The sequence below is a fragment of the Pseudolysinimonas sp. genome (assembly GCF_039912695.1).
Taxonomy (GTDB): Bacteria; Actinomycetota; Actinomycetes; order Actinomycetales; family Microbacteriaceae; genus Pseudolysinimonas_A.
In genome coordinates, this window is the sequence record NZ_JBDSPJ010000019.1 from 30895 (window position 1) to 44142 (window position 13248).

Sequence of the window (13248 nt, forward strand, 5' to 3'; positions counted from 1 at the left end):
GCCGAGCGCCACGGGCTACCCGACCTCGGTCACGCTGACCAGGCCGGAAGCAAAGCCGAGCAGAATGATCTGCTGGCCCGACCCCGCCGGGGGGATGTAGAACAAGAGCTGCACGCCGTAGGTCGCCGTGATCCCGCTCGTGCTTGCGGTTTTGTTGAGCAGCGCCTTCACCTGTCCCGACGGGTTGACCGCCGAGCCGGATTCGAGCGGCGTGACGGTCTCGACGTCGTCAAGGACCGCGGCGACGAGCTGGCCGGAGTCATTTGTGACAAACGAGATCACCGGATCGGGTCCCGGGCCGTTCGTGAACTCGATCGCCGCGCTGGTCGGAAGTTGCTTCTTGCGTTGGGCTTTGTAGTCGGGTCCGATCGCGGTGCGGAGCACGTCGCCATCCGCCTGGAACTGCGAGAACGAAGGAGCCGCGTCCCCGTTGATGAGGATGCCGCCGTACGCCGCGGCGACGTCCTCGGGGGCCATCACGCCGAGGACATTCGACGCTGCCTGGGCCCCGGCACCCAGTTCGACGGGCGCCACGTTGGGAACGGTCGCGATCAGGGCCACGAGGTAGTGCACCTTGTAGTTCTCGCGCGGCGAATCTTGGGTCAGCATCAGACCGACCGGCGCGATCGAGCCGTCGGTCGATATGACCACCGCGAAGACGCTGCGCGGCCAGTTCTGAGTCTGCTGAGGCAGCACAATTTTGATCTTGTCGGCAGGAATCGGGGAGAGTGGTGCGACGGCGCTGTCGACTCCCCGGATCGCATAGTTCGCGACGCGGAGCGCGAGAGCGGGGCCCGCGAGGCGCGTGGCCGCAAGATCGGGGTCGCGCGCGGTATCTGCGGCGGCGACGGCGCTCACGACATCCGTAAAGATCTTCGCGAACTGCCCTTCGGTCACCGCGACCGGCGTGGTGTCCAGAGCTGCGGCTGCCGTGGAGCTAGCCGCCGGATCGGGCGTGGCGGGACCGCATCCGGATAGGGCAAGCATGCCGACCAGCAGTGTTCCCGTCGCGACGAAAGCGCGACGACGCCCGGCTGGCCGCGCCGGCTCGAGTTCGCGTTCGGGATCGGGATCAGGCGCACCGGCGTCTCGCCTCTTACCGGGCTTGAGCTGGGGTGGTCGCGGACGTTTCGGCAGCTTCCGGCTCGCGCGGCGCGGACCGTGACGTCGACGCGCATGAACCAGCGCCCAGAGAAAAGTGATCAGACCAACGAGCAACGCGATGATTCCCGCCACGACGAGCGGTACCGAGAGGGGCGCCGAGTTGTCGAGCGGCCAGGTGATCGAGAGCCGAGATGGCGCGGGCAACGTGCCGTCAGCGGCGATGATCACCGAGACCCCTTCGGGCACTTTCAGCTTGCGGGTGAGGATATCGGTGCCGGTGAATTCCCGAACCCAGAGGTCCGACCCAACCGGCGACGGCACCTCCTGGTCGGTGCCTTGAACGACCGTGGAGATCAGCTTGTCGGTGTCGGCATCCCAACTGACCTGGTTGAACGAGGCGTCACCGACCCACGCCATGACGTCCGCGGTGCGGCCGTAGGCGAGCATGATGTCGCCTTTGCCCGCGATCTCAATCGCCTGCGTGCCGGCGTTGGCGTTGAGCGTCGCCCCATCAATGATGGTCAGGGAAGCGGTGCCCGTCGTGATCTGGGACGAGATCGAGTCGGGTCCGACGAGGACGGTGCGCTGTGCGACGCCGAGGCCAATGCTCGCGGCGGCGATGACAAACGCGACGATCGCGATGACGAATCGCACGGGTGGATGCCTCCCGGCGGATGAGGAACGGTGGGTCAGACAAGGACATTCCAGAATACCGGAGCATCTGGGTGAGCCCTGGGAGTCGGCTGGGTTGAACCCTGGCCCGCGCCGAACCGAACGGTTCGCTCGCCATGCGGGCCCGTTACACTCGGAGGGTTCAGTCGGCTGCCTGCGAGTCCTGCGGGTGGCCTGATGACCTTCCGAACGGAGAGCAGATCGTGGCGTCCGAAGATACCGGTTTCAGCACCGAACTGCGGGGCTACCGAAAGGAAGAGGTCGACTCGGCCGTCAGCGAGCTGCGCCGAGAGTTGGTCAAGGCGAACACTGTCAAGACCGACCAGACCAAGGAGATCAAGCGTCTTCAGGCCGTCGCCGAAGACCTGCAAGCCGAACTCGACGAGGTGGGTAACCCCACCTATGCGGGCCTCGGTACCAAACTCGAAAACACTCTCCGCGTCGCAGAAGAGCAGTCGACCCGCCTCATCAGCCAAGCCGACATCGACGCCGAGAAGATGCGTCAGGCCGTGCAGCAGGAGGTGCAGCAGCTTCGCGCCGAGGCCGTCGACCAGGTCGAGCGCACGAACTCAGAAGCCCGCGCGCAGGCCGAACGCACCGTTCGCGATGCTCATGACGAAGCCTCCGCCATCACCACGGCGGCCGCGGCTGAAGCAGAGACCGCCCGCCAGGATGCCCTCCGTGAGGCCGGCGCCATCCGCGGGGCCGCCGCAACCGAGGTCGCCGAGGCTCGCGCCGACGCCAAGCGCGAGATCGCCTCGCAGCGCGCCGAAGTCGAGCACGCGCTCGCCGAACTCCGCACCGCCTCCCAGCGCGAGGTGACCGAAGCCCGCGAGGGTGCCGCTGCCCTGGCCCGTGAGACTGAGCGCACTCGCGCCGAGTTCGAGGCTGAAGCGACGCAGCGACGGTCGGATCTTGAGCGTGAACTCGAGGAGGCGCGCACCAACCTCGAGCGCGACACCGCGGATGCCCGCGCCGCGCTCGACATCGACACCAAAGCCGCTAACGAGGCACTCGACGCCGACACCCAGAAATCCCGTGCCGAACTTAGCGCTCAAGCGAAGAAGTCGCGGGCCGAGATCGCCGCGGAGGCCGCTCGCACGCGTGCCGAACTCGAGGCTGAGCTGACCAGCGCTCGCGCGGCACTTGAGGCTGAACAGACCAGCGCTCGGGCGACCCTCGACGCCGAAATCACCGGCGCACGGGATGCCTGGGCAGCCGAATCGACGGGTGCGCGCGAAAGCCTGACCGCAGAACTCGCACGCCTCAAGTCGGAGGCCGAACACGAGATCGCTCAGGCCCGCGCCAAACTCGCGTCGGACCTCGAAAAGCAGACCACCGACGCCGAGCGCGAGATCGCCCGACAGCTCGCGGAAGTGGCGGCCGAAAGCGAGACCTCTCGCGCCCGCGTTCGGCACGACACCGACGGTCTCCAGTCACGGCTGACGGCAATGGCCGAGCAGGCACGGGGCGACCTCGATGTCGAACTCACCGCCCGCCGCGACGCGGCCGAAAAGGACTACGTCGCACAACAGCGCGAGGCATCGGCATCCACTCAGAAGTTCCTCGACGAGGCTCAGGCTCAGCTCGCGGCCGCCGCGTCGTCGGCCGCTGAGCACCGGGCCGAAGCGCAGCGTCTCGTGACCTCGAGCAAGGCCGAGGCCAAGGCCACTCTCGACGATGCCCGAGCCGCGATCAAGAACCTGACGGAAGAGGCCGAGCAGCACGCGAAGGCACTCGTCGCCGACGCCGAAGAGCGCGCGACGAAAACTCTCGGCGACGCCGAACAGCGTCTCGTGCAGATTCGTCAGGAGCGCGAATCGGTCGCCGGATACCTCCAGAGCTTGCGCGGCGTGCTCGCGTCGGCGGAGAAGGCAGCCACCGATCACGGCTTTCCGACCGCGCGCGAAGACGACGAGCCAGCCGAACTCGAGGCAGCCCCGACCGACGACACCACGGGCGATGATGGACCCGACGCGAGCGGCGACAACGGGGTCGATGAAGACACGCGTCAGCGTGAGCACGCGGGCTGAGGGCCGCGGACGGCTGAGCCGCTAATCTGTCGAACGTGAAGATCCAGAACGCGTTCCGACTCGGACTGCTCGGCGGCCTCGGGGTGCTCGTCGCCGTCGTGATTGGCGGGGCGATCGGCTCGCTCGCGACGATCATCACCTACATCGGTGCGGCGCTCTTCCTCGCGCTCGGCATTGATCCACTCGTGTCGTGGCTTGAGAAGCACGGCTGGAAGCGCGGGCTCGCGACCCTCGTGGTACTGCTCGCGATCCTCCTGGTCGTCGTCGCCTTCGTGCTGGCGATCATCCCGGTCATCGTGGAGCAGGTCAGCAACCTCATCGAACAGGCGCCAGCGGTCATCGACGCGATCGGCTCCCATCAGGTCCAGACCTGGTGGGATGCCAACATCCCGTGGTTCACCTACGACGAAGCGGTCGCCAACATCACGAAATTCGTGCAGGAGAACCTGCAGGGCATCACGGGCGGCGTGGTCGGAACCGTGCTCGGGGTGGTCAGTGGCGGCTTTGGAGTCGTCATTGTGTTGATTCTGATGCTCTACTTCGTCACCTCACTCGGCAGCATCAAGCGCGGCCTCTACCAGCTAGTTCCCGCAACGCGGCGTGAGTCGTTCGTCGGGATCGCCGAACAGATCATGAGCTCGGTCGGCCGCTTCGTTGTCGGCCAGGTGGTGATGGGACTCACCAACGGCGTCCTGAGCGCGATCTTCTTCTTCATCCTGGGGCTGGTCCTCGGAAAGCCGCTCGAGTACGCCGCCCTGCTCGCCTTCATCGCCGGCCTGTTCTCGCTCATCCCGCTGGTCGGAACGATCACCGGTTCAACGATCATCACGCTCGCCGTCTGGGCGTTCGACGGATGGCCCGCCGTTCTCGTCGTCGCGATCTACTACCTCATCTACATGCAGGTTGAGGCGTACGTGATCAGCCCCAACGTCATGAACCGTGCGGTCAAGGTGCCGGGTGTCGTGGTCGTCGTTGCCGCCCTCGCCGGCGGAACTCTGCTCGGCATCCTGGGTGCGCTTATCGCGATCCCGGTCGCCGCGGCGATCCTGCTGATCATCAAGCAGGTCGTCATCCCGAGGCAGAACGAGCTGTAGCGCCGGGTTTTAGATCTCCGGCTCTAGCCCCAGGTAGTCGGAAGGGGCAACGCCGACGGGTTCAGCTGCGCGACGATCTCCGACATCACTCGGCTGGTCGACACTTCACCTACCCAGAGGTGCTTCGCACCGTCGACCGGGATGATCTGCGCCTCCGGCAGCACCGCGAACCGCTGCACGGCCTCCGCTGGGCGCAGATAGTCGTCCAGCTCCGGGATGAGTGCCACGACCGGGACTCCCCGGTCGGCCCACGCCGCCAGCTCCTCCGGGGTGGTGCGCCGCAGCGGTGGAGACAGCAGGAATACGCCCGCGATCGGGAACGCGCGACCGTACTTGAGCGCAACCTCGGTTCCAAACGACCAGCCGAGCAGCCACGGGTTCGGAAGGGAGCGTTGGGCCACGAAGTCCATCGCAGCGACGAGGTCGAGTCGCTCGTCGATGCCGTCACCGAACGAACCCTGACTCGTGCCACGCGGCGATGTGACCCCGCGAAAGTTGAAGCGCAGCACCGCCAGGTCGGCCAGCGCGGGCAATCGCGCCGCAGCTTTGCGGATGACATGGGAGTCCATGAACCCACCGGCGGTCGGCAGCGGGTGAAGGCACACGAGGGTCGCGACCGGATCCTTCTCGAGCGGTAGAGACAGTTCACCGACCAGGGTGAGGCCGTCCTCGGTGTGCAGCTCGACATCCTCGCGGCGGGCTGGCAGCTCGACGCCGGCGCGGATCTCGACGCTCACGACGTCACCCTCATGACCGGATCTTCCAGCAGTGCAGGTGCCAGTGCCTGCGTGCGGCCAGGTCGTCGGCCTCGCCCATCAGTCCATCGGCGCGCCACGCGACCAGATGTGCTGTTCCCGGCTCGATGTCGAGCCCGCACCCCGGACAGAGGTAACTCTTGACGGCGGATACCGCCGACTGGGGTTGAACGTTCCAGATCCCGTCGCGCTTCGACTCGGTGCGCAACTTGCCCGCAAGTGCCCGTTCGAGATCGAGCGGCGCATCCTCGTCGCGGCGCCGGTTCGAACGAGGCATTCCCCTACGCTACCGGGCCGAAGGCTGTGAGTCCGGGGCTGGCCAACGGGGGGTCGCGAGGGGCATCACGAGGATGAGCGTCGGACCGGCCCAGTCCAGCCCCTCGTGCTCCTCGAGAGGGAGGAAGCCGATCGCGGCGTAAAACGCGCGCGTTCCGAAGTAGGCCGCATTCTCGTACGAGGGCCCGACCGTGTGGACCGAGAGCAGGATGCAGCCGTCGGCGCGAAGATTCCGCGCGGCCTCGGCGACCAGGGCACGGCCAGCGCCGGTGCGTCGAAGGTGGGGTGCCACGGCGATGAGATGCAGTTCTGCGGACTCCGAGAAGTGTCTGCGGATGAGCGCGACTCCGACGGTACGGTCACCCTCCCGAACCAGAAGGCTGTCGAAGCCGGGGTCGGCGGCGTCTGCCACGTAGTTCGCGATCGCGTCGGGATCGCCGAACCACTCCGGCAACGAGGTCAGGATCGCATCGACGCCGGCCGGGTCGCGACGTCGTTCGAGTCGCAGGGTCACGCGTCAATTCTGCCAAGGCCGAGTGGGGATCAGAACCGACTAGTACCAACCCTTGGCCTCACTGTGCTGCCAGGCGCCGCACGGCGTGCCGTATCGGCCGGCGATGTACTCCAAGCCCCAGGTGATCTGAGTCGCGGGGTTGGTGCGCCAGTCGGCGCCGGCCGACGCCATCCTGTCGCCGGGAAGGGACTGCGGGATGCCGTACGCGCCACTCGTCGGGTTGGCGGCGGACACGTTCCAATTCGACTCACGCTCCCACAGCGCCACGAGGCATTGGTATTCGCTCTGGCCCCAGCCGCGGGCGGTGACCTGATCGTAGGCAATGGCCTTTGCTGTGCCGGGATCGGGCCGGGCGACCGCAGGCGCCGTCGAGAAATGCGTCACCGAGAACCCGTCACGCTCGACGGGCGTGTTCACCGCATCCGTGAAGACATACCCTTGCCCGCTGATCTCGCCGACGGCGACAGGAGCGCCCGGAGCGGGTGCGAGCGCGCGAGCTTCGGCGCTCTCGAGCGGCGAGAGGGACGACACGATCAGGAATGCGAAGGTCACCGCGGTCGCGAATGAGGGCAACGACCAGCGGGAGCGCACGTGGCGCTCCAGATGTCCCTCAAGCACGGCGGGTCGAAACTGCGCCCCCGTGCGGCGATAGCCGCTCACAGTGTGGAGAGCTTACGTGGCGGGCCTGACAGGCAACAAGAACCCGTACGGGGTACCGAACGGGTTAGGCAGGCGCCTTGACCGCGAGGAGGAGGTCAACAATCGCGTCGAGCACGAGATCTACCTGGGTCTCCTGGTAGCCGCCCTTCTGGGTGCCAAAGGCAACCTCGCGTACCTCAGTGACCGACAGGGGCGTGCCCTGCTGGAGGTATCGGCTGACCCGGTCGGCGAAAGCATCCACGTCGCGTACCGAGTAGCCGCCGGTCAGCATCCCGACCCGTTTGAAACGCTGGCCGCGGGGCCGCGTTGCGCGGTCGAGCACGACCTGGGCGTCGGTGCGGGCCTTCTGGTACCACGCCTGATCACCGGATGCCGTGAGGGCACGGTCGCGCTCGCGTGCGGCGAACGCCTCCTCAAGACGTTCGAGAGCGGAATCGACGTGCGACGGCGAGTAGCCGTTCTTGCGCATCGTGAACGCGATCTGGCGGATCGAGGTCGCGGTCACCACCTGGGCCGATCCGCGGTCACCCGTGTAGGCACGGCGGGCGTCTTCGAGGAAGTCCTCGACCTCGTCGATGTCGTAGCCCTGGGCGCGACGCACCCGCGGAAAAGTCGTACTCACGTACCCACCTTAAGGTGCCATCCCGATGTACTTCTCCTCGAGGTACTCCAAAATGCCGTCGCTGGATCCTTCGCGGCCGAGTCCCGATTGCTTCGTGCCGCCGAACGGGGCCGCGGGGTCGCTGACTACCCCCCGGTTGACTCCCACCATGCCGGCGTCAATCTTGAGTGCTGCGCGCAGCGCGAGCGACTCTTCGCCGAACACGTAGGCAATCAGACCGTAGATCGAGTCGTTCGCCATCCTGATCATTTCGTCGACGTCTCCGACTTGCACGATCGCGGTGACCGGTCCGAAAATCTCGGTCGAGTTGATGGTGTCGCCGTGCGTGACGCCGGTGAGCATGGTGGCGGGGTAGAACGCGCCGACCTTCGACGGGGTCCCACCAAGTGTCACTGTCGCGCCCTCCGCGACGGCTGTCTCGACAAGTCCTGCCACCTTGTCGCGCTCCTCGATTGAGACGAGAGCCCCGAGGGTGTTCTCGCGATCAAGCCCCGGACCGCTCTTGACCTTCGCCAGCTCGGCGGTGAACTTGGCGACAAATTCTTCGTGCACCGAAGAGTGCACGTAAAAGCGGTTGGCCGAGGTGCAGGCCGAGCCGCCGTTGCGCATTTTGGCGACCATCGCGCCCTGCACCGCGAGGTCGAGGTCAGCGCCGGGAAGCACCAGGAATGGCGCGTTGCCGCCCAGTTCCATCGACGTCGAGATCACGGTGTCGGCCGCCTGCTTGAGAAGCGTTCGACCGACCTCGGTCGATCCCGTGAACGACATCTTGCGCACCGCAGGATGCTGCATCATCTTCGCGACGGCGGGACCTGTCGGCACCGGGGTGACGAGGTTCACAACCCCCTGGGGCAGACCCGCGCGGCGCAGTGCCTCGACGACGTAGGCCGCTGTCAGTGGCGTCTCGCGAGCGGGCTTGAGCACTGTCGTGCAACCCGCGGCGAGAGCGGGAGCGAGTTTGCGCGTCGCCATCGCAGCGGGGAAATTCCACGGCGTGATGAGCAGGGAGACGCCCACCGGCTGTCGGGTCACGACGATGCGTTTGTCGCCCGACGGCGAGAGCCGAAACTCCCCCGGGATCCGCACCGCCTCTTCGGCGAACCAGCGGAAGAATTCGGTCGCATAGGTCGCTTCCGCCAGGGCGTCGGGGAACGACTTGCCGTTCTCGCGCACCATGATCTCCGCGAAATACTCTTTCTCAGCGGTCAGAATCTCGAACGTCCCGCGCAGAATCTCACTACGGACCCGCGGCGCCGTCGCCGCCCAGGACGGGAATGCTCGCTCTGCCGCGTCCACCGCAGCCGTACAGTCGGCCTCCGTGGCGATCGCGAATTGCGCGATCGTCGACCCGTCGGAAGGGTCGGTCACTCCGAAAGTCGTGCCCTCGCCGCCGGCACGCCACTCACCGTCGATGAAGAGGTCTGTGATGTAGTCCATGGCACTCCTACGCAATCCCGGCACTCGTGACGACCACGTAGATGCCGTACGCGACCGCAGCGGCGGGCAACATCGAATCGAGGCGGTCGAGGAATCCGCCATGGCCGGGCAGCCAGGTGGAGATGTCTTTCACGCCGAGGTCGCGCTTGATCAGCGACTCGGTGAGGTCGCCCATCGTGCCGACCAGGGCGAGCAGCACGCCCATGATCGCGCCGACCCACCACGGCACCCCGAGCGCGGGGATGATCCAGGTGACCAGGATGCCGCAGATCACGGCGACCACGATCGAGCCCGCGAAACCCTCCCAGGTTTTGCCGGGGCTGATCGTCGGTGCCAGCTTGTGGCGGCCGAGCGTGAGCCCGGCCGCATACGCACCGATGTCGGTCATCACGACGATGGTGATCGAGGCGAGAGTCCACCACTCCCCGCCGTCGAGGCCGACCAGCACGACGTACAGGCTCGCCAGGAATCCCACGTAGACCTGAACGAAAGCTCCGGCACCGATGTCGGCCACCAGACTGCGCGCTCCGGTGCGATGCCCCGGACGCAGCAGTTCGGCGAAGCGCCACAGGGTGACAATCGCGACCCCGACGAGCAACCCGACCCAAAGACCGTCGATCCCGAAGAAGAACGCCAGTGGCACGAGCCCGACGCCCACAACCGTTGACGCCGCTCGCGGCACGTCCCGTCCGGCGAACCGCAGAGCGCTAGAAAGTTCGAAGACCGCGGTGCCGATGAGGGCCGCCGCGATGATCATGAACATCCAGTCGAGCCCGGGGATGACGATGCTCGTCAGGAACAGGCCGGCCAGGATCAGGCCGATGCCAATCGCGGCAAACAGGTTGCGGCCCGTTCGGGCGCGGATCTTTTCGTTCGTCGCGTCGAACTGCGCTCGGGCCTCTTCGACACGATGTTCAAAGTCGTCAAGGGCACCGTGCCTCTTTGCGGGTGCTTTCTGGGTGCCGGTCGGCGCCTCGTCGTCGTGGTCGGGCATCAGACCTCGAGGAGCTCAGCTTCCTTCTTCTTCAGCGCTTCGTCGATCGCGTCGACGTGCACCTTCGTCACGGCGTCGAGTTCCTTCTCGGCGCGGGCGAGATCGTCTTCGCCGACCTCTTTGACCAGGGCATCCAGGTCGTCCTTCGCCTTACGGCGCACGTTGCGCAAGGCGACCTTGGCATCCTCGCCCTTGGCGCGCGCGATCTTGACGTACTCCTTGCGGCGGTCCTCAGTGAGTTCGGGGATCGTGACTCTGATGATCGTGCCGTCGTTGGTCGGCGTTGCACCGAGGTTCGGGAAGTTCACGATCGCGCGCTCGATCTCTTTGAGCGCGGCTTTGTCGTACGGGGTCACGATGAGGGTTCGCGCCTCAGGGTTCTGCAGTCCCGCCAACTGAGCCAGCGGCGTCGGAGTGCCGTAGTAGTCGACCAGGATCTTCTGGAACAGGGCGGGGTTGATGCGACCGGTTCGGACGGTCGAGAAGTCTTCTTTCGCGACCTCGACCGCGCGGTCCATCTTCTCCCGTGCTTCGGTGAGGACATCGATGATCACGGCACACTCCTTCGCATCCGTACCGACGCCAAGCTTAGAGTGCGGCCAGCCAGCCGGGGTGCGGCTAGCTGACGGCCGCGCCGTAGATCGCGAACGAAATGATCCACCCAAGGATTGTGAGCGCCAACGCTGCTGCGGCCACCCACCACGCGCGGAACCGGCGCACCAACAGCACAACGACCACGGCGGTCGCCACCAGTCCGACCAGCGCGATCAACGCGCCGGCAATGATCGCCGAGTGACTGGCGAGCGCGGTGTTGCAGGTTTCGGGCGTGCACTTGTCGGTGAACGCGAGCGCGAGAAGCATGAACGTCGCGCCGATCAGGAACGCGGCGTAGGTGAGAACGAGCAGGATGACCGAGAGCGCGATGTCCCACACTTTGCGCGGACGCAGCTGCGGGGGCGTCACGATGCTCATACGCTCCACCTTATCGAGGCGGTTTCAGCCCGCGCCGGTGACGAAGTCGATGAGTTCCTCGACTCGCCCGAGCAGCGACGGCTCAAGGTCGCCGTAGCCGCGCACGGTGCCGAGGATGCGCTGCCACGCGGCTGCGACATCCGCCGCGTCGTCGTGCGGCCAGCCGAGCGCGTCGCAGATGCCGTGCTTCCACTCCACGCCGCGCGGAATGTCGGGCCAGTTCTCGAGTCCGAGTCGCTGCGGACGAACTCCCTGCCAGACGTCGATATAGGGATGCCCGAGCACGAGCACGTGGGCGTTCGCCACCGCGGCGGCAATGCGACTCTCCTTAGAGCCGGCGACGAGATGGTCGACGAGCACGCCGGCCCGTCGACCTGGACCCGGTTCGAACTCGGCGAGCGCTGCCGAGAGGTTGTCGACGCCGTCGAGGAGTTCGACGACGACACCCTCGACGCGCAGGTCGGCACCCCACACCTTCTCGATCAGTTCGGCGTCGTGCCTGCCCTCGACGTAGAGGCGACTCCCCCGTGCGACGCGGGCTCGGGCCAGCGGCGGCGCGGTGCTTCCGGATGCTGTGCGCCCCGCGATCGTCGGCGGCGCCTTCGGCGGGACGAGAGTCACTGGTGCGCCGTCGATGAGGTAGCCGTCCGTCACCGGGAAAACTCGAACCTTGCCGTGCCGGTCCTCGAGTTCGAGCAACCCCTTGCTGAGACCGACGATGGCGCCGCCGAAACCGTCAGCCCGTTCGACGACCAGCCCCGGCTCGGCCGCCACTTCCGGAACGACCTTCTTGCCCCGGTCGCGCCACCCGGCGGCGAGAACATCCTCGCCATATCGATCGCTCACGCGCTGCCGCAGTCCACCGTGCCGGTCAAGGTGCGAGTGCCGGTCATTGTGCGAGTGCCGGTCATCGCGCGAGTGCCGGTCATCGCGCGGCGACGGCGAACACGAGGTTGCCTCCGATGATCGCGAGCGGCGCGAGTACGGCGCACGCAATCGCGGGCGGGATGGCGCGCAGGCTCCCGTCGGGACTGCGACGGGCGATCCGGATGCCACCGACGTAGACGGCGGCCAGCGCGGTGTCGACCACGAGCGCCAGGAGGAAGGCCTTACCGAGGTCGATCCGGGCACCGAACACCCCCGCGAACACCGGAAATCCGAGGAAAGCGATCCCCAACGTCAGCAGCACGGCACCGACGACAACCCAGGCAACGCGCGCCGGATTCAGGCCCGCACCAACGTTCCGATCTTCTCGCCCTCGAGTGCACGGGTAATGTTGCCGGCCGGTTCCATTCCGAAAACCACCATCGGCATCCCGTTGTCCATGCACAGGCTGAACGCTGTCGAGTCGACCACCTTGAGACCCTGCACGAGAGCCTCCTGATACGAGATCTCTTCCAGCTTCTTCGCCTTCGGGTTCTTGCGGGGGTCGTCGTCGTAGACGCCGTCGACTCCGTTCTTCGCGACCAGCACAGCATCTGCGCCGATCTCTAGGGCGCGCTGCGCACTCACGGTGTCGGTAGAAAAGTAGGGCAGCCCGGCGCCCGCACCGAAGATGACGATGCGACCCTTCTCGAGGTGCCGCTCCGCGCGCAACGGGATGTAGGGCTCCGCAACCTGCGTCATCGAGATCGCCGACTGAACCCGCACCGGAGCACCCGCCTGCTCCAGAAAGTCTTGAAGGGCCAGAGCGTTCATCATGGTGCCGAGCATGCCCATGTAGTCGGCGCGGCCGCGATCCATGCCACGCTGGCTCAGTTCGGCCCCGCGGAAGAAGTTGCCGCCGCCGACGACCACCGCGATCTCGACCCCGCCCGGGTCGTTCTGATTCTTCGGAGCCGCTTCGGCGATCTCCCGAGCAATCGCGCTGACGACGTCAGGGTTGACGCCGAGCGACCCGCCCCCGAAGGCCTCACCGGACAGCTTGAGAAGGACCCGACGCCGGCGCTTCTTCTGAGGCATGACTTCAGAGTATCGGTCACGCACCGAGAGCGTTCGTGCACCTACCCATCGCCGATCCCGAGCGTGAGCCGGGACAAGGTCGGCCAACAACAGACAAGAGAGGCGCATGCCTCCCGTCAGGAAAGACTTACGCGCCGACCTTGAACCGAGCGA

At 66.5% G+C, this 13248-nt stretch carries 15 protein-coding genes; 2 read left to right on the plus strand and 13 right to left on the minus strand.

Features of this window, described 5'->3' with window-relative positions; all coding sequences use genetic code 11:
• Positions 1-15 precede the first annotated feature (15 nt).
• Positions 16-1758 (minus strand): hypothetical protein, encoded by a 1743-nt coding sequence (locus ABIR17_RS07190; RefSeq protein WP_348003700.1) that lies wholly within the window; start codon positions 1756-1758, stop codon positions 16-18.
• Between the two features lie 221 nt (positions 1759-1979).
• Here ABIR17_RS07190 and ABIR17_RS07195 point away from each other — a divergent pair, with 221 nt between their 5' ends.
• A complete protein-coding gene (locus tag ABIR17_RS07195; RefSeq protein ID WP_348003701.1) occupies positions 1980-3809 on the plus strand; it encodes a hypothetical protein in 1830 nt (609 codons plus the stop codon).
• 35 nt (positions 3810-3844) lie between these two features.
• Positions 3845-4903, plus strand: coding sequence for an AI-2E family transporter (locus tag ABIR17_RS07200; RefSeq protein ID WP_348003702.1), 1059 nt, complete (start codon positions 3845-3847; stop codon positions 4901-4903).
• A 23-nt stretch (positions 4904-4926) separates the two neighbouring features.
• Here the strand turns inward: ABIR17_RS07200 and ABIR17_RS07205 are convergent, their stop codons facing one another.
• The 12 genes from ABIR17_RS07205 to pyrH all read right to left on the minus strand — a co-directional run bounded on the left by ABIR17_RS07205 (position 4927) and on the right by pyrH (position 13095).
• Positions 4927-5640 (minus strand): alpha/beta hydrolase, encoded by a 714-nt coding sequence (locus tag ABIR17_RS07205; protein WP_348003703.1) that lies wholly within the window; start codon positions 5638-5640, stop codon positions 4927-4929.
• A 10-nt stretch (positions 5641-5650) separates the two neighbouring features.
• A complete protein-coding gene (locus ABIR17_RS07210; protein ID WP_348003704.1) occupies positions 5651-5935 on the minus strand; it encodes a hypothetical protein in 285 nt (94 codons plus the stop codon).
• Positions 5936-5944: 9 nt separating this feature from the next.
• A complete protein-coding gene (locus ABIR17_RS07215) occupies positions 5945-6448 on the minus strand; it encodes a GNAT family N-acetyltransferase (RefSeq protein WP_348003705.1) in 504 nt (167 codons plus the stop codon).
• 39 nt (positions 6449-6487) lie between these two features.
• Positions 6488-7108, minus strand: coding sequence for a transglycosylase SLT domain-containing protein (locus ABIR17_RS07220; protein ID WP_348003706.1), 621 nt, complete (start codon positions 7106-7108; stop codon positions 6488-6490).
• A gap of 64 nt (positions 7109-7172) precedes the next feature.
• Positions 7173-7730, minus strand: coding sequence for a DivIVA domain-containing protein (locus tag ABIR17_RS07225; protein WP_348003707.1), 558 nt, complete (start codon positions 7728-7730; stop codon positions 7173-7175).
• Positions 7731-7739: 9 nt separating this feature from the next.
• Entirely contained in the window at positions 7740-9167 is a 1428-nt protein-coding gene (locus ABIR17_RS07230; protein WP_348003708.1) for an NAD-dependent succinate-semialdehyde dehydrogenase, read from the minus strand.
• Between the two features lie 7 nt (positions 9168-9174).
• Complete coding sequence (locus ABIR17_RS07235; protein ID WP_348003709.1) at positions 9175-10161, minus strand: phosphatidate cytidylyltransferase; 987 nt, start codon at positions 10159-10161, stop codon at positions 9175-9177.
• Positions 10161-10715, minus strand: coding sequence for a ribosome recycling factor (gene frr, locus ABIR17_RS07240; protein WP_348003710.1), 555 nt, complete (start codon positions 10713-10715; stop codon positions 10161-10163). The genes ABIR17_RS07235 and frr overlap by 1 nt, the downstream gene beginning before the upstream one ends.
• A gap of 64 nt (positions 10716-10779) precedes the next feature.
• Positions 10780-11133 carry a hypothetical protein gene (locus ABIR17_RS07245; protein WP_348003711.1) on the minus strand — a complete coding sequence of 118 codons (354 nt, stop codon included), beginning with the start codon at positions 11131-11133 and terminating at the stop codon, positions 10780-10782.
• Between the two features lie 24 nt (positions 11134-11157).
• The gene (locus tag ABIR17_RS07250; RefSeq protein WP_348003712.1) at positions 11158-11979 is read right to left on the minus strand and encodes a DUF3097 domain-containing protein; all 822 of its coding nucleotides are present in this window, start codon (positions 11977-11979) and stop codon (positions 11158-11160) included.
• A gap of 79 nt (positions 11980-12058) precedes the next feature.
• Positions 12059-12322 carry a hypothetical protein gene (locus ABIR17_RS07255; protein ID WP_348003713.1) on the minus strand — a complete coding sequence of 88 codons (264 nt, stop codon included), beginning with the start codon at positions 12320-12322 and terminating at the stop codon, positions 12059-12061.
• A gap of 35 nt (positions 12323-12357) precedes the next feature.
• Positions 12358-13095: a UMP kinase gene (gene pyrH / locus ABIR17_RS07260; protein WP_348003714.1), complete on the minus strand. Its 738-nt coding sequence runs from the start codon at positions 13093-13095 to the stop codon at positions 12358-12360.
• Positions 13096-13248 lie beyond the last annotated feature (153 nt).